Origin of the sequence: Halomonas campaniensis, assembly GCF_014193375.1 — a bacterium.
Lineage (GTDB): Bacteria > Pseudomonadota > Gammaproteobacteria > Pseudomonadales > Halomonadaceae > Halomonas > Halomonas campaniensis.
This window is the reverse complement of record NZ_JACHZF010000017.1, coordinates 88901-105481: the sequence shown is the minus strand read 5'-3', so window position 1 is coordinate 105481 and position 16581 is coordinate 88901. Positions and strand designations below refer to the sequence as shown.

14 protein-coding genes are annotated in these 16581 nt (G+C 68.6%); 1 reads left to right on the top strand and 13 read right to left on the bottom strand.

The annotated features are described in order from the left end of the window. Window positions 1–405: 405 nt before the first annotated feature. Together BDK63_RS12635 and BDK63_RS12630 are read right to left on the bottom strand one after the other, a co-directional pair. Entirely contained in the window at window positions 406–870 is a 465-nt protein-coding gene (locus BDK63_RS12635) for a hypothetical protein (protein WP_183332496.1), read from the bottom strand. Between the two features lie 192 nt (window positions 871–1062). After that, window positions 1063–1599 (bottom strand): hypothetical protein, encoded by a 537-nt coding sequence (locus BDK63_RS12630; protein ID WP_183332494.1) that lies wholly within the window; start codon window positions 1597–1599, stop codon window positions 1063–1065. Between the two features lie 468 nt (window positions 1600–2067). On the opposite strand from BDK63_RS12630, the gene BDK63_RS12625 reads away from it, so the two are divergent. Next, window positions 2068–2544 (top strand): nucleoside deaminase, encoded by a 477-nt coding sequence (locus tag BDK63_RS12625; RefSeq protein ID WP_183332492.1) that lies wholly within the window; start codon window positions 2068–2070, stop codon window positions 2542–2544. Between the two features lie 16 nt (window positions 2545–2560). Here the strand turns inward: BDK63_RS12625 and BDK63_RS12620 are convergent, their stop codons facing one another. The 11 genes from BDK63_RS12620 to BDK63_RS12570 form a co-directional block, all read right to left on the bottom strand. Beyond that, window positions 2561–3421: a sensor domain-containing diguanylate cyclase gene (locus tag BDK63_RS12620; RefSeq protein ID WP_183332490.1), complete on the bottom strand. Its 861-nt coding sequence runs from the start codon at window positions 3419–3421 to the stop codon at window positions 2561–2563. 80 nt (window positions 3422–3501) lie between these two features. Continuing rightward, a complete protein-coding gene (locus BDK63_RS12615) occupies window positions 3502–4638 on the bottom strand; it encodes a hypothetical protein (protein ID WP_183332488.1) in 1137 nt (378 codons plus the stop codon). Further along, window positions 4635–5444: a hypothetical protein gene (locus BDK63_RS12610; protein WP_183332486.1), complete on the bottom strand. Its 810-nt coding sequence runs from the start codon at window positions 5442–5444 to the stop codon at window positions 4635–4637. The genes BDK63_RS12615 and BDK63_RS12610 overlap by 4 nt, the downstream gene beginning before the upstream one ends. A gap of 11 nt (window positions 5445–5455) precedes the next feature. Beyond that, the gene (locus tag BDK63_RS12605; protein WP_183332484.1) at window positions 5456–6307 is read right to left on the bottom strand and encodes an HTH domain-containing protein; all 852 of its coding nucleotides are present in this window, start codon (window positions 6305–6307) and stop codon (window positions 5456–5458) included. Between the two features lie 73 nt (window positions 6308–6380). After that, a complete protein-coding gene (locus tag BDK63_RS12600; protein ID WP_183332482.1) occupies window positions 6381–7346 on the bottom strand; it encodes a zinc-binding metallopeptidase family protein in 966 nt (321 codons plus the stop codon). A 129-nt stretch (window positions 7347–7475) separates the two neighbouring features. Next, a complete protein-coding gene (locus BDK63_RS12595; protein WP_183332480.1) occupies window positions 7476–8732 on the bottom strand; it encodes an amidase in 1257 nt (418 codons plus the stop codon). A 127-nt stretch (window positions 8733–8859) separates the two neighbouring features. Then, window positions 8860–10875, bottom strand: a complete 2016-nt coding sequence (locus BDK63_RS12590; protein WP_183332478.1) for a recombinase — start codon at window positions 10873–10875, stop codon at window positions 8860–8862. A gap of 172 nt (window positions 10876–11047) precedes the next feature. Beyond that, window positions 11048–12859, bottom strand: a complete 1812-nt coding sequence (locus tag BDK63_RS12585; protein ID WP_183332476.1) for an acyl-CoA dehydrogenase C-terminal domain-containing protein — start codon at window positions 12857–12859, stop codon at window positions 11048–11050. A 289-nt stretch (window positions 12860–13148) separates the two neighbouring features. Beyond that, complete coding sequence (locus BDK63_RS12580) at window positions 13149–13916, bottom strand: SDR family NAD(P)-dependent oxidoreductase (RefSeq protein ID WP_183332474.1); 768 nt, start codon at window positions 13914–13916, stop codon at window positions 13149–13151. A gap of 15 nt (window positions 13917–13931) precedes the next feature. Beyond that, window positions 13932–15605 (bottom strand): AMP-binding protein, encoded by a 1674-nt coding sequence (locus tag BDK63_RS12575; protein ID WP_183332472.1) that lies wholly within the window; start codon window positions 15603–15605, stop codon window positions 13932–13934. Between the two features lie 256 nt (window positions 15606–15861). Next, window positions 15862–16431 carry a TetR/AcrR family transcriptional regulator gene (locus BDK63_RS12570; protein ID WP_183332470.1) on the bottom strand — a complete coding sequence of 190 codons (570 nt, stop codon included), beginning with the start codon at window positions 16429–16431 and terminating at the stop codon, window positions 15862–15864. Window positions 16432–16581: the final 150 nt, after the last annotated feature.

The following is a 16581-nucleotide window of genomic DNA, read 5'->3' as shown; positions in this document are numbered from 1 at the left end:
GCTCCACTCGACCCTTGGCTACCACGCGCCGAGGGAGATCGAGAAAATCGCGGAAGCAGCTTAATAAAAGTGTCCGCTACGACTTGACCAGAACAAACCAGCGAATCCTGATCGCTGCACTATAGCCTGTGTAGCTCTGGCGGGGGTCACTTCAGGAAACCATGAGCGAGAAACAACGCAACGCATGGTTCCACAAGCTGAAAGAGCTCGGGGCCAATGCCAGGTAATTACCGAGACTTGATAATCCGGCCTCGCCAAAACAGCGAAGCCGTTGCAGGATGGGGATGTCAGGTTTCGGCCAGAAGCGGCCATTGAGGTTTTCCTGGCGTATAACGCCATTTATTCAGCAGCGCGGCCTTCAGGCCTCGACCGGTGGAGGCCCGAAAGGGTCGGAACGGACTGAAATTAATTGTTAGAAGAACGTACGACTTCGCACTGCCCCGTTTCTTGGTCTAACTCCCATATCTCTACGTCATCCGGGATAAGGTGTCCATAGGTTCGCATATAGTACGAAGCTAGAGTCTCGCCATTCCGCCTGCGCGTGTCGCGCAAAACGAAGAACACCTTGCGGTAGTGCGAAGGAGCACAGCAAAAATAGTACATGGCCTCATTCCAGACGGTCACCTTGGCACTTGGTACGTTATCTCCGCTAGTCCATCTGTGGGACTTGCACTCAACAAGAACTGGCGGCGCATCCGAGCCAAGATCAAAAGCATGAAGCTTCTTCATTTGGCCCACCCCCACCTCAACGGGGTGATTCTCCTCAACCTCGATCCCCGCAGCCGCCAGGATCGACTTTGCTGCGGCTTCGAAGTCTCTCCCGACGTGAGCGTTGCTGATAGAACCTATTCTCTGGAAATTCCGTACCATGCCTGCTTCCTCAGGAGCTTCTAACGCTGAGCGCACCGGCGACCTTGACGGAGCGAAGCGCAGACAAGGGCGTCCGAGTGCCGCGTATTGTTAAATCACCGAGGCTTGGGCGGCCTAGGTGGTTCACCTTTTACATCTCTGGGTGGCGGCGGTGGCGGTGGTGCAGGCCTGCTTGTTGACATAATCGAACTCTCAGATTGCGGTCAGTGAGTTGTAGTAGGGATAGAATGCAACACAGATGAGCATAAAGGAAATAATGAGCGCCGTGACGCACCGATGCAGATAAAAGGCTTTCCGGTCATTATTTCTCGTATTGTGGGTTGCATAGGTCTTGAATGTTTCCATCAGATAATCGTCGAACGCTTCTTTGGCCCAAGATCGCGCTTTGTGTGGGCTTACATCCTGATAATCCGCAAGAATCCGTCCATAGTAAGCTTCGATATCCGAGGCTGTAGGCAGCATTTTGTATGTGTAGCCGTACCATGAAACGATGAAAAAGCCGACAGCAAAGAGCAGCGCTAAAAGAGCCCCAAGGTAAATTGTCCAGAAAAAGGCATCGACTGTGACGCTTTTCTTGACCAAGACCTCATTGAACAGAAAAACTGCTAGGGTAAAGACGATAGCGAAAATCGAGAACGGTAGTTTGAGCCGATTCTCGACTTTGTCGCGAACTTCCAGTTCGTGGAAGTAGAGCCTTTCATAAAATTTGCGTCGATCTTCTTCGTTCATAGTCTTTACGATTTAACAGTTATTAGACCGTGCGCGTCATATTCAACTTGAGCGCGCACGCGCGTTCAATAATATTATGCCGCGCGCTCGCCTACCTCTTATCTTATTGAAAATCCTATAAATTAAGTATAGCTTGGCAGTATAGTCCGAAACGTCGTGCATGCCACATATCCCCGATGAACGCGCCTGCTGCCTTTGCGGGCATGGCCGCTTTGGGTCGAAAGCAGCCATAGAAAAACCAGCATGATGGCGGGAAATGGCGTTTTGCCATGTCCTGAAATCATGCCGGCTAGCCGATGAAAAGTCGGTGGGTGTCGCTGCCATATCGCCTTCCCTGCTCCCTGGGTCAGCCCTGTTGCCGGGCTGTTTCCGTTTGTAATTCACCCAGCCTAGCTCAGTGGGCTTCGGTTGGCCAACGGCGTGGTTGGCGTATGCTGGAGGCACTCGGAAACCCAAGGAGCCAGGACGATGATCGACGAGACCGACATGGCCTACCTGGAGCGCTGCGTGGCGCTGGCGGAGCAGGCGCTGGAGGCAGGCGACGAGCCCTTCGGCTCCGTGCTGGTGAGCGGGGATGGCGAGGTGCTGGCGGAGGACCACAACCATGTGGCCGGCGGCGATGCCACCCGGCACCCGGAGTTCTTCCTGGCGCGCTGGGCGGCGGAGCACCTGACGCCCGAGCAGCGGGCGCGGGCCACCGTCTATACCTCCGGCGAGCACTGCCCCATGTGCGCGGCGGCCCACGGCTGGGTGGGCCTGGGGCGCATCGTCTATGCCAGCTCGTCGGAGCAGCTCATCGGTTGGCTAGCCGAGATCGGCGCTTCGCCGGCGCCGGTGGCGCCGCTGCCGATCCGCCAGGTGGTGCCGGATGCCGTGGCCGAGGGGCCGGTGCCGGCATTCGCCGAGCGTATCCGCGGCCTGCACCGCCGCCTGCACGGCGCCTGACTGGCCTGGCCGCTCGTCACCGAGCGGCCGAACGGTGCCTCTTGATCCGGTACATGTCGCCATCCGCATGGCTCAGCAGGGTGTCGGCATCCTCCCCGTCGGCGGGATAGCAGGCCACGCCGATACTGCAGGAGGGCGCGATCCCGTCCAGTGCACCGCCCAGAGGCTCGGAAAGGACCGCGAGGATCTGCTCCACCTTCCTCGAGACGGCATCCGTCGAGTGGATGTCCGTCAGCAGGACGGTGAATTCATCGCCGCCCATCCGCGCCACCGTGTCCGTCTCTCGCACGCAGCCTTCCAGCCGTCGTGCCACCGAACAGATCACGCGATCTCCCACCGCATGGCCGTGGGCATCATTGATGAGCTTGAAGTCATCGAGATCCAGAAACAGCAGCGCCAGGCCGCTCTGATGGCGGTGGGCCGCATGCAGCGCCGAGTCCAGTCGATCATAGAACAGCGACCGGTTGGTCAGCCCCGTGAGCGCATCATGATGGGCGAGGTAGCGCAATTCGTCCTCGGCCTGCCTGAGGGCCGTCACATCCCGGGCGACACCGATCCGCACCCCCTCCTCCTCGTACCAGCGGGCAGACCACAGGATATGCACGATACCGCCATCCTTGCGGAGGTAGCGGTTACGGAAATCGACGTGGGGCTGTCCCTTCATGACCCGGGTGATGGAGGCCAGAGAGGCCGCCAGATCATCCGGGTGCATGTAATTCGTGATCGTCGTCCCCGTCAGCTCATCGGCACGGTAGCCGAGCAGTGCCTCACAGGCATCGCTCACGAACACGATCTGGTTGTCCCTGTCGACCACGAAGACCGTGTCCAGCATCAGGTGGACCAGCTTGGGATAGAGGGCTTGCAGATCAACGGGCATGGGTCAGGGCGTCCGGTTAGCGAACGTCGAGTGTATCCCGACCTTGACAGGAGACGGTAGGAATCCCGGGGCGCCCCGCCTCACCTGCCGAGGATACGGTAGGCCTCGGGCGTCTCATTGCCGGCCCCATCCGGCGAGAGGGCGCCATTCACCCGCGCCTCCATGTCGCGGGCCATGGCGGCGGTGGCAGCCTCGAGGCTCAGGGCCAGGGAGGCACGGGCCTCGTCGAGTGCCTCATGCAGCTGCGCCTCCATGGCCGGGCGATAGCGCGCCTCCTGCCCCTTGAGCAAGGCGTATTCGCTGCCGGCGATGCCGGCCAGGGTCGCCGCCGTGGTCAGCGTGCCCACCACCAGGGCCCCCGGGCCGCTCGGCGAGGTGGCCACCGCCGCCGCCCCGCCGCTGGCCAGGGAACGCGCGGCGCCGGTGCCAAGGCGCAGCGCGAGGCTGCGCAGCGCCATGCGGCTGCCCTGCACGGCCGCGCCAGCCCCCAGCCGCCCGGCCAGGGCGCGGCCCGCCACCAGCCCCACGCCGCTTCCCCCCACCGCCGCTGCACGCCAGCGCGAACGATCCAGGCCCTCATCGAGGGCGTGCTGCAGCACGGCGTCGAGATCGAGGCCGGGGCTCTCGCCCTCCCCCGGCTCGGCGGCCACCTGGCGCGGGGCATAGCGCTCGTGAAGCGTGGTGGCCAGACCCTCGGCCATCGCCTGCTGCTCGCGGGCCAGGCGTGCCGGGTAGTCCGCCTGGAGCTCGGCCAGCGCCGCCTCCAGGCCGCTGGGAACCACCAGCCGCTCGTGGAGCTGTTCGTCCAGCCACGCATCCAGATCGCCGACCAGGGCCACGGCGAGTCGCTGGTAGCTGCCCGGCGCGGAGAAGTACCAGTCCAGATAGCCTGGCACGGCGGCGGCCAACGGGTCGAAGGCGGCATCGAGGCGTGCCTCCCACCAGGGCGCCATGCGCGCCGCGAGCCGCGCCTGGGCCTCGCCGGTGAGCGTGGCGAGGTCCCGGGTGAAGTCGGCATGGGTCTGCGCATCCAGGGTCAGCGACTCCCCCGCCACGATCACCCGGAACAGCGGCGCCTGGCTGCGCGACTCCAACCAGCGGTGGCCGCCCTCGAACAGCACCAGCAGCAGCAGGACCACCAGCAGCGAGAGCCCCCAGCGGTGCCGGCCGCGCGTGTGGGATTGCCCCTCCCGACGAGGCAGAGTTGCGTCACTCATGGGGCCTCCTCCAGGCGCCGACCGCTTGCCCCCTCGCCGCGCAGCGCATCGGCACCGACCAGCAGGCGCACGAAGGCCCAGGCAAGGGCGCCCTGGGTAAGCAGCATCAGCAGCCACCCCAGCAGCGCCAGCGGCGCCCCCAGCGACAGCTGCGCCTCGGCATTCTGCATCGCCCAGGCGCGGGTGATCTCGGCGGCGGCTGCCAGCCGTTCGAAGAAGGCGAGCAGCGATCCGCCCTCGCCGGCCGGCAGGTGGCGCAGGAGCGCCGCCTCCCAGCCCAGGTCGACGAGCCATGGCTGGGGCAACCACAGGGCCATCCCGACCAGCGCCAGGGCCAGCAGGCCGGCGACCGGCGCCACCAGCAGACGCCGGGTGACCGCCGGCAGCCGCGCCTCGATCACATGCGGGGCCAGGCGCCGGTGCAGCCAGCCCCGGGCAAGCGCGAGGCCGACCGCTCCCGCCAGCAGCAGCGGCCAGGCGGCCAGGGGCAGCCCCCGCAGCTTCACCAGCAGCACCAGCGCCAGCAGGGCGCCGAGGAGCTGGTGGCGAGCCACCATCACGGCGCCGCCGCGCAGCCGATGATGCCAGGGGGATCCGTCACGCAGGTACTGTCCCAGCCAGGCACGGCGGCGCAGGCGGGCCGCCTCCAGGCCGCCGGCGGCGATCAGCTGGGTGGCCAGCACCCAGGCCGGCAGGAAGAGCCAGCGGGCCCAGGCACTGCCCGAAAGCGACCAGAGCAGCAACGCCAGCACCGGCAGGGCGAGGTGCCACGCGGGGCTCGGCAGATGATCGCCCGTGCGTGCCATCGCCATGGGTCCTACCGGGCCAGCACCTGCTCGATATGCGCCTCGCAGCGCCGGTGGGCCGGCCGCTCGCGAAGCCCGGCCCAGTAGGCCTCGAACTCCGGGCGCCGCGGCAGGGTGCCGAACTGCATGCCCCAGCCGATGTGCGAGCCCACGTAGACATCCGCGGCGCTGAAGGCGTCGCCGGCGATATAGGGCCTGCCCGCCACGGCCTCGGCCAGGGTGTCGACCAGGGTCCAGTAGTCGCCGCAGCCCAGGCGCATGGCCTGCTCCGGCGTGGGCGCAACGCCCAGGTCGTTCAGCGCGATGGCGCTCTCCAGGGGGCCGGCGGCCAGGAACAGCCAGCGGTAGTAGTCGCCCCGGGCGGCGGGCGGTGGCGCCAGGCCGGCCTCGGGGAAGGCATCGGCCAGGTAGGCGCAGATGGCGGCGGCCTCGGTCACCACCGTCTCGCCGTGACGGATCGCCGGCACCTTGCCCAGCGGGTTGATGGCGAGGTACTCCGGCGCCTTCATGGCGGCGCCGTACTCCAGGGTCACCATGCGATAGGTGGCGCCCAGCTCCTCGAGCATCCAGTGGACGATGCCGCCCCGGGAGAGCGGGTTGGTATAGAAGACAAGTGCGGCGGGGCCGTCGGCCGGGGCCGGCTCGGCCAGGGCCGCCGGCGGCAGCCGGACCTCCGGCGGCAGCACATAGCCGCGGCCCGGCTCGTTGACCACCTCGACCCCCACCGCCCGCAGCACGGCGATGTCCTGGTAGAGGTGGCGCAGGGAGACGTCCAGCGCCGCGGCGAGCTCGGGCCCGCCGATCGGGCCCGGGTGGTGGCGCAGCACGCGGATCAGGTCCTGCAGGCGGTTCGTTCGGGACATGCCAATTCCTCGGGTCTGTGGTCCACGGGGAGCGGCGCGCGGCCGAAATCACCCGTGGATGAAGTCGATGCGTTCAGAGGCCCTGGGCGCCCCGGCGCAGCCAGTCGTGCATGAAGACGAGCTTGCGGCGCACCTCGTGGGAAATCACGAAAGGATAGAGGTCCGGCAGGCCCATCGCACGGTTGATGTGATTGACCGCCATGACCTGGTGCGTCGCCACCTGGATCAGCCGCTCGGCGTCGGCCTCCATGTAGGGGTCCCACCCGAGGTTCGGCAGGTCGACGCAAGAGAGGCCGGCGGCCACGAAGCTGTCGGCGATATCGGTAAGGTGCAGCAGGTGGGAGGCCGTTTCGGCCCAGTCCTCATGGGGGTGGGCGGAGGCATAGCTGCTGACGAAGCGCGCGCGCCAGCCGGGCGGCGGCCCCTCATGATAGTGACGTTCCAGCGCGGCGCGATAGTCCTCGCGCTCATCGCCGAACATGGCGCGAAAGGCGTCGAGGAAGTCGTCTCGCAGGCTGAGCCGCCACCAGAGCATATGCGAGATCTCGTGGCGCATATGGCCGATCATGGTGCGGTAGGGCTCCTCCAGCGCCTCGCGGCGGGTCGTCCTCAGCACCGGGTCCGCTTCCGCCACGCTGATCGTCACCACTCCCCCCGCATGCCCCATGGGCACGGGGGTGTGGCCCTCGGCCAGCATGTGGAACACCGGGCGCGCGCCGGGATCCTCGGGACGAAACCAGTTCCAGCGGCCCAGGTTGTCGAGCACCCAGCGCTTGGCGGCCTCGGTCTGGCTCCAGTGGGAAATGGCATGGGGAATCGCCGGGTCCGGGGCCAGCTCGGTCATGGCGCAGGCGCGACAGAAGGCGCCCTGTCGCGGGGCGATCCAGTTGCAGCCGATGACGTCGCGATTGGCGCAGAATGGCGGCATGGTGATAAAGGCCCTGGCCTGGGGATCATAGGCCACCGGCGTCCCGGTGGCGGTCGCCAGGTTGTCGAACCACAGCGCCCCGTGGCCGACCGGGTTGGCAAAGACACGCATGGGAGCCCCTCCAGAACGTCAGGGCATCGCGCCCTGATAAACGACAGCGGCAGCATGCCGCTTTCATCCGTCAGCCTACCATCCCTGGGGCCATCACCCTGCCTGCCGTCGTGACCCGGCCGGCGCGGCTCAGGGCGTGGCCTGCATCAGGGTCCGCGCGATGGTGAGCAGCCGCTCGTCGCCGAAGCGGTCGCCGACCAGCTGCACGCCCAGCGGCATCCCGCCCTCGCCCCGACACAGCGGCAGGTTGAGGCAGGGCACGCCGAGCAGCGTCCAGGCGCGGCAGTAGAGCGGGTCGCCGGTGGCATCGAGCCCCTTCGGGGCCACCCCCTGGGCGCTGGCGGCGAGGATCACGTCCACCTGCTCGGCGAAGGCACGCGACAGCACCGGCTGCAGCGCCGCCGCCTGGGCGCGCGCCTCGCGGTAGCGCACGAAGGGCAGCGCGCGGCCCGCCTCCAGCAGCTCGACCAGCTTCGGTCCCATGCGGTCGGCGAACTGGCGATACTCGCCGGCCAGCGTCTGGGCCGCCTCGTAGGCCATCACCACCTTCTGCTCCTCGACCAGCCCGTCGAAGCGGCCATCCAGCGGCAGCGGCACCACCTCGGCGCCGGCCCGCTCCAGCCTCCCCGCCACCTCGTCCAGCGCCTGGCGCACCTCGGGCGCCAGCGCCTCGTCGCCGGGCAGGCTGCGCAGCCCGACCCGCACCCCGGCCAGGCTCGGCAGCGCCGTGATCGCCGGGGCCCGGGTCAGCGCCGAAAAGGGGGTGCAGATGTCGTCGATGGTGCGGGCGAACCAGCCCAGGGTATCCAGCGACGGCGAGAACGCCTTGGCCCCGGCGCAGCTGACCAGGTCGAAGGTCGGCTTGAAGCCGAACACGCCACAGAAGCTGGCCGGGCGGATGATGCTGCCGGCGGTCTGGGTGCCGAAGGAGAGCGGCACCATGCCGTCCGCCACCGCCGCCGCAGAGCCGCTGGAGGAGCCGCCGGGGGTGCGCGCGGGGTCCAGCGGGTTGCGGGTGCGCCCCGGGGTGAAGTAGGCCATCTCGGTGGAGACGGTCTTGCCCATGATCAGCGCACCCTGCTCGCGCAGCAGGCTCACCAGGGGCGCATCCATCAGCGCGCCGGGGCTGTGCAGGTAGTCGGTGCCCCAGCCGATCGGCATGTCGCGGGTGTCGATGATGTCCTTGATGCCCACCGGCACCCCGGCGAGGCGCCCCTCGCCAGGCGGCGGCGGGGTCGCGTCGGCCAGGTGCTGCCAGGCCTGCACCTCGGGTTCTCGCTCGGCGATGCGCGCCCGGCAGGCGTGCCACCAGTCGAGGGGCTGGCTCTCGCCGCGCGCGAGGCGCGCCTGGAAGGTGTCGATGCTGATCTCGTCGAAGGCGGGCAAGTGGCGCTCCTCCCTGCTGGATGATGGGCCGCGAGACGCTGGGCCGGGGGGCGCCCGGCCCGACGCGTCGGTCAGCTTACAGGGTAGTGGAGCCGGAGCGTTGAAGGCGGATGGCGTGCGCCGCGCCTCACGGCCGGTCGTGGCGCGCGCCCCCCTGGCGGCGCCGGCCGGCGGGCCTCGCCACCGGGAAGAAGAACCGCAGGGGATTGGCCAGGAACTCGTCCTTGACACCGGCCAGCAGCACGCCCGGCTCGATCCGGCAGGCGCGGGAGCGCAGGGCGACCATCAGGGCCAGGGCGAAGCTCACCCAGAGGTTGATGAAGCCGATCATCATCACGAACAGCAGGCCGACCAGGAAGGTCGCCATGCCAGGGAAGTCGCTGAAACTGGCGAACCCCAGGTTGGCCGAGGAGAAGGCCACGTGGCGGATGTCCAGCGGCAGCCCCAGCAGATGGCCCACGTAGCCGGTCATGCCCAGCAGCACCCCGAACAGGAAGTTGCCCATCAGGGCGCCGTAGTTCTCGTGCAGGTAGTGGGCCAGCCGCTCGCGCCGCGCCGGGGAGAGGCGCCGCAGGGCGGGATGCCCGGCCAACCGCCGTTCCAGCTGGAGGTGGTCGGCGCGGTTGTCGAAGAACCCGCCGATGATCCCCGAGCAGAACAGCCAGACGCCGGCAATCGCCGCATGGAACAGCGCCAGGCTGGCGAACGGCGAGATGGCCTGGCGCTGGTAGGCGATCTGCTCGCCGGAGAGCAGCGGGCTGCCGCTGACAGCCATCACCGCGGCGGTGATGAGGAAGGCGGTGGCCAGGGCCGCCCCCACGTTGCCCCACACCGCGGCCCACTGGGAGCGGTTCACATCCAGCAGCAGGCCGGCCAGGTTGCGGCTGACCGCCCTGCCCCGGCGATTGCGCTCCACCTCGGCGGCGAAGCTCGCCGCCGTCATGGCGGGCTGCTTGGTGGCGATGGTGAAGTGCAGCAGGTGGACCAGCACGAAGCCCAGCCCGTAGTTGAGGCTGACCATCACCGCATGGGGCAGCGGCGAAAGCCCCCAGGTCTCGATGCGGATCTTGAGCAGGGCCATCACCGCGATGATGACCCCGGCCCCGGCGGCGCTGGCGATCAGCCCCAGGTAGCTGGGCAGGTCCCGGGAGATGTAGTGCTCGCCGTGATCGCTCTTGTTCTGGGTGATGCTGCGCGCCACCATCCGCGTGCTCTTGGTCCACACGGCACCGATGCTGCCCTTCTCCGCCGTGGCCAGCAGCAGGGCCTTCCACAGCCTGAGCGCCGCCCGGGCCCGGCCGCCCCGGTGGCGCGGGCTGACCAGCACGATCAGCGTCTCGATGCGCCCCAGGGTGTCCTCCAGCCGCTCGATCAGGTGGGAGGCGTTGAGCGACGACCCCAGGTTGCCGCCGCCGCGACGCCGGAACCGGGCCACCTGCTCGTTGCACTGCTCCAGCATCACCCAGAGGTGGTCGAGGGCGTCATCGTCCAGAGCCGGCCCGCCCTGGCCGTCGCTGCTCGCCTCCACCAGCGCATGGATGTCCCGCTGCAGGACGATGAAGGGGGAGTCGATGCGGGCCAGCCGCTGGTCGATGCGCATCAGCTCGGGGTCGAGCTCCTCGGCGGCCAGCCAGATGGCCAGCATCTCCAGGGCGTAGAGGCACTCCTCCTCCAGGTGCCCGCGCACCCGGCGCAGGGTGTCCGGCCCCAGCGCCGCCAGCAGCACGCGGCACAGGCCGAGCCAGGCGTGAGCGGGAAGCGCCTCGAGCCACGCCTTGTCGTGCCGGGTGATGGCGCCGGCCAGCAGGTCGCTGGCGTCCGTCCTGGCCAGCGGCGGCGGGTTCAGCCGGTCGTAGAGCCGGGTGGTGATCTCGCGCACCAGGCCGTCGCGGGAGAGGATGCCCAGGCGCACCAGCGCCGGATAGACCTCCAGGTCGGCCAGCCCGCCCAGCAGGCCCTCCGCCAGCGAGCGGGCCCGGGCCGGGTCGTCGCCCAGGTGCGCCACCAGGGCGGCGAGGCGGCCGGCGGCCTCGTCGGCGGGGCCGTCGCGCAGGTAGCCGAACAGGGCAGCCAGGCAGGCCTCGGGGCTCGCCGCGTCGTCGAGGGAGGCCAGCATGGCGTCGGGGCGGGCGGTCGGGGGCATGCGGGCGGGCCATCCTTGCGGGTTGCGGATCCAGGCGATCATGATGCCCCGCACCCGGCCGGCGTGCCAGCGGGCGCCAGCATCAAAAAAGGCGGCGAGGGTCTCCCCCCCGCCGCCAAGCCACCGATCGCGCACGATCGAGAGAGTGCCAGGTCGTGAATCGGGTCTTGAATCAGATCTCGAAGCCGAGGCCGAAGTCCTCGGCGCTGATCGCCATGAGCGGCTCGGCGCCGGCCTCGATGGCGGCCTTGTGGGCGCGGGTGCGCGGCAACAGGCGCTGGTAGAAGAAGCGCGCGGTGTCGAGCTTGGCCCGGTAGAAGGCGGCCTCCTCGCTGCCCTCGGCCAGCGCCGCCCGGGCCTGCTTCGCCGCCCGGGCGAACAGGTAGGCCAGGGTCACGTAGCCGGCGTACATCAGGTAGTCGACGCTGGCCGCACCCACCTCCTCGCGGTCGGCCATGGCCTTCATGCCGATGCCCATGGTCAGCTCGCCCCACTCGGCGTTGAGCTTGGCCAGCGGGCGCACGAACTCGGCGAGTTCACTGTTGCCCTCCTCGGCCTGGCAGAACTTGTGGATCTCCCTGGTGAAGACCTTGAGGCTCTCGCCCTGGCTCATCAGCACCTTGCGGCCCAGCAGGTCGAGGGCCTGGATGCCGGTGGTGCCCTCGTAGAGGCGGGTGATGCGGGCGTCGCGCACCAGCTGCTCCATGCCCCACTCCTGGATGAAGCCGTGGCCACCGAAGACCTGGACGCCCTCGTTGGTCGCCTCGAAGCCCACCTCGGTGAGGAACGCCTTGACGATGGGGGTCAGCAGGCCCAGCAGGGTCTCGGCGCGCTCGCGCTCGGCGGCGTCACTGCCGTGCTCGACGACGTCGATCATCTGGGCGGTGTAGAGGGTCAGCATCCGGCCACCCTCGGCGAAGGCCTTCTGGGTCAGCAGCATGCGGCGCACGTCCGGGTGGACGATGATCGGGTCGGCGGCCTTCTCCGGCGCCTTGGCCCCGGAGAGCGCGCGCATCTGCAGGCGGTCGCGGGCATAGGTCAGGGCGTTCTGGAAGCTCGCCTCGGTGAGGCCCAGGCCCTGGATGCCGACGCCGATGCGAGCGGCGTTCATCATGGTGAACATGCAGGCCAGGCCCTTGTTGGGCGCGCCCACCAGGAAGCCTTTCGCCGCGTCGAAGTTCATCACGCAGGTGGCGTTGCCGTGGATGCCCATCTTGTGCTCGAGCGACCCGCACACCACGCCGTTGCGCTCGCCCGGGTTCCCCGCCTCGTCGGGCAGGAACTTGGGCACCACGAACAGCGAGATGCCCTTGGAGCCCTCGGGGGCGTCGGGCAGCTTGGCCAGCACCAGGTGGACGATGTTCTCGGCCAGGTCGTGCTCGCCGGCGGAGATGAAGATCTTGGTGCCGGTGATCTCAAAGGCGCCGTCATCAGTGGGCACGGCGCGGGTCTTGATCAGGCCGAGATCGGTGCCGCAGTGGGGCTCGGTGAGGCACATGGTGCCGGTCCAGGTGCCCTCGACCAGCTTGGTCAGGTAGGTGGCCTGCTGCGCCTCGGTGCCGTGGTGACGCAGGGCGTCGGCGGCGCCGTGGGAGAGCCCCGGGTACATGCCCCAGGCCAGGTTGGTGGAGCAGATCATCTCGTTGAGCACCATGGCCAGCGAGTGCGGCAGGCCCTGGCCGCCGTGGGCGGGGTCGGCGGCCAGGCTCGGCCAGCCGCCCTCCACGTACTGGGCGTAGGCCTCCTTGAAGCCCTTCGGCGCCTTCACCTCGCCGCCCTCCAGCAGGCAGCCCTCGCGATCGCCGCTCTGGTTCAGCGGCAGCAGCACCTCGCGGGCGAAGCGAGCGCCCTCCTCCAGGATCGCCGCCACCACGTCGGGGCTGGCCTCCTCTCCACCGGGCAGGCTTGCGTAGTGGGCCGGGTAGTCCAGCATCTCGTCCATGACGAAGCGGATATCGCGCAGGGGGGCCTGATAGTCGGGCATCTCGATCTCTCCACAATCAATGGCGCCGGTGACCGGGCGCAGGAAGGCGGCGGCGGCCGCTTTCAAACATGTGTTTGAAATTACGCGCGAGAGAATAAGGAGTCAAGCATTCGTTTAAATCTAAGCGCCGAGCGCCGCAGGATGATGTCATGGCAGTTCAGGGCACCAACGAAGACACCCCGCCGGATTCAACTCCGACGGGGTGTCTTTTTCTCTACCTCGACACCTGCCGCCCGTCACTGAGCGGCGGGGCGCTCGGCGCTTGCAGCTTGGCGCTGCCCGAAGGGCCCTACTGCATGCGAATCCCGCCGTCGAGGCGGATCACCTCGCCGTTGAGCATGGGGTTGGTGATGATCTGCTCGGCCAGGCGGGCGAACTCGTCGGGCTTGCCGAGCCGCTTGGGGAAGGGCACGGCGGCGGCCAGGGCCTGGGCGGCCTCGTCGGGGATCTCGCTCATCATCGGGGTCTCGAACACCCCGGGGGCGATGGCCATGACCCGCACGCCGTGGCGCGAGAGCTCCCGGGCCGCGGGCAGGCTCATGCCCACCACGCCGGCCTTGGAGGCGCTGTAGGCGCACTGCCCCACCTGGCCGTCCATGGCGGCGATGGAGGCGGTGTTGATGATCACCCCGCGCTCGCCGTCCTCGCCCGGCGCATTCTTCGCCATGGCGGCGGCGGCCAGGCGCATCACGTTGAAGGTGCCCACCAGGTTGATGTTGATGGTCCGCGTGTAGGCGTCGAGGTCGGCGGGGTTGCCCTCGCGGTCGACCAGCTTGGCCACGCTGACGATGCCGGCGCAGTGCACCACCCCCGCCAGGCCACGGCCGTCGGCGAGCGCGACGGCGGCATCCACCGCGGCCTGGATGTCGTCACCCGAGGTGACGTCGCCGCGCACCGCCCGGGCGGCATCGCCCAGGCGCTCGGCGTGGGCCTCGACGGCATCGCTCAGGTCGCAGAGCACGACCCGGCCGCCGGCGGCGACCAGCCGCTCGGCGGTGGCCGCCCCCAGCCCGGAGGCGGCGCCGGTGATCAGAAAGGTATTGTCCTTGACGTGCATATCGGGGTCCTTGGGTTACTTGGCGGGCGCCGCATCGGCCTTGTCGACGGCATCGGCGCGCAGCTTGAAGCGCTGGATCTTGCCGCTCGGGGTCTTGGGCAGCTCCTCGACGAACTCGATCACCCGCGGGAAGGCGTGGGTGGAGAGCCGCTCGCGGACCTGCTTGCGGATCTCGTCGGCCAGCTCGTCGCTTGCCTCGAAGCCCTCACGCAGCACCACGTAGGACTTGATGATCTCGCCGCGGATCTCGTCGGGCTGGCCCACGGCGGCGGACTCCGCCACCGCCGGGTGGGTCATCACGCTGTTCTCCACGTCGGTGGGGCCCACCCGGTAGCCGGCGGTGGTGATGATGTCGTCATCGCGGCCGGCGAACTGGAAGGTGCCGTCCTCGTTGCGGATCACCACGTCACCGGTCAGGTAGTAGCCCTCGGCGAAGGGGTGCTTCTCCTGCCAGGTGTAGCCGGCGAAGAAGTGCGCCGGGGAGTTCTTGATGTCCACCGCCAGCACGCCCGGCTCGCCCGGGGGCAGCTCGTTGTACTCGGCGTCGAGGATCGCCAGGCGGTAGCCCGGCATCGGCACGCCCATGGCGCCAACGTGCTTGGGGTGGTCCAGGGCGTGGTGGTTGTTGCAGGTCATGCCGGTCTCGGTCTGGCCGTAGTGGTCCATCACCGGGCAACCCAGGGAGCGCTCCACCCAGGTCACCACCTCGGTGTTGAGCGGCTCGCCGGCGGAGCTCGCCGCGCGCAGCTCAAGGGTCTGGTGGGCGTCGTCGAACAGGCCGGAGGCCTTCATCAGCCGGTAGGCGGTAGGCGCGGCGGCGAAGTTGGTGATGCGGTGGCGCTTCATGAAGTCAAGCGCCCCTTCGGCGGAGAAGCCCGCCTCGCAGAAGTGGGTGGTGACGCCCAGCAGCAGGGGCCCGGCGATGGCGTAGTAGAGGCCGTAGGCCCAGCCCGGGTCGGCCATGTTCCAGAAGCGGTCGGTCTCGCGCAGGTCGACGGCCAGCTCCATGTAGAGGGCGAAGGCCGGCATGGCGGCCAGCGGCACGGCCACGCCCTTGGGCTTGCCCACGGTGCCGGAGGTGAACATCTGCAGGAAGGGCGCGTCGCGACCCAGGCGCGGCGGGTTGGCCTCGATGGGCGAGTGGGCCAGGGCCTCGGCCCAGTCCAGGTCGTCACCGTGGTCGGCGTCCGGGCCGCCCACCGCCAGCACCGGCGGGCACTGGGTCAGGCCGTCGAACTTGAAGCGGTTGGCGTGATCGGTGATCACCAGCCTGGTGTCGGCGCGGCCCAGGCGGTAGTCCACGGCGTCCGGGCCGAAGGCGGTGAACAGCGGCTGGTAGACGGCGCCGATGCGCCAGGTGGCCAGCACCGCCACCAGCAGCTGGGGGGAGCGCGGCAGCATGCAGGCGATGCGGTCGCCCACGCCCAGGCCGCGCTCGGCGAACCAGCCGGCGAGCTTCGCGCTCTCGGCCTCGAGCTCGGCATAGGTCAGGGTGTTGACGTTGCCCTGGGTGTCCTCGTGGACCAGCGCCAGCACCTCGCCCCGGCCGGCGCGCAGGTGGCGTCCGCAGCAGGATTCGAAGGCGTTGGCCTTGCCGTCCCGGTGATCGTCGAGCCGGGCGATCACGTCGTCGACGGAGAAGGTTTCCAGGTAGGTCCGGTAATCGGGAAGGTTCGCTTGGGTGCTCATGGAGTGACTGCCCTCTCGCGGGTTGTGCTTGTTGTCGGCCAAGGCGGCGGCAGGGATCGGCGCCGGCGTGCGGGCCTCTCTACCGTGTTATATCTGTCTACCGTGTTATATGCAGTTGACGTAAGCGTCAACCTAGCAAGCGCTCGGTACAACGTAGTAACTTGCACGAGGCAGGGCAACCCCTGGCGGGAGAAAGGCGACTAGACCATGGTCGAGCGAGCCGCCGGGCGGCGGCCCGCGTGGGGTCCGGGAGAGCTCAGGCGGGGCGGCGGGTGATCATGGCCACCAACTCGTCGGCCAGGTCGTCCGGGGTGCGCGGGCCGGCGGGGTCGTACCAGCGCACCGTCCAGTTGAGCGCGCCCATCACGAAGCGCGACACCAGAAAGCGGTCGCCGTGGATCAGCCCCTCGGCCAGGGCCTCGTCGATGACCTGCTCCCACAGCGCCTCGTAGGCGTCGCGCAGGTGGCTGAGGTGGGAGCGCGCCTCGGCGTCGAGCCGCCGCCACTCGTAGAGCGCCACCACGTGGGCGTTGCGGTCGGTGAGCAGGGTCTCGAGGTGGGCGCGGGCCATGGCATGCAACCGGGCCGAGGCGCTGTGGTCGCATCGGGCAAGGGCGTCCCTGGCGATGACCAGGGCGTTCTGGGTCCCCTCCTCGATCACCGCCGTGAGGATCTCCTGCTTGTCGCGGAAGTGATGGAACAGGCTGCCGGACTTGATGCCCATCTCCTGGGCCAGCATGCGCACCGTGGTGCGGTCGAAGCCCTCCTGGACGAACAGCTGGGCGGCCAGGCGAGTCAGTTCCTTGCGGCGCGGGGACTCATTCATTACATTCATCGACGTTTACACTAGCGCTTGCTTGGTTGACCCTGAGAAAACCACAGCCCCGCGGACGGGTCAACGCGGCGCGGGCCAACCCGCGATCTCGACTTACAATCACAAGGCGGCTCCATCGGGAACCGCACGCCACATCGGGAG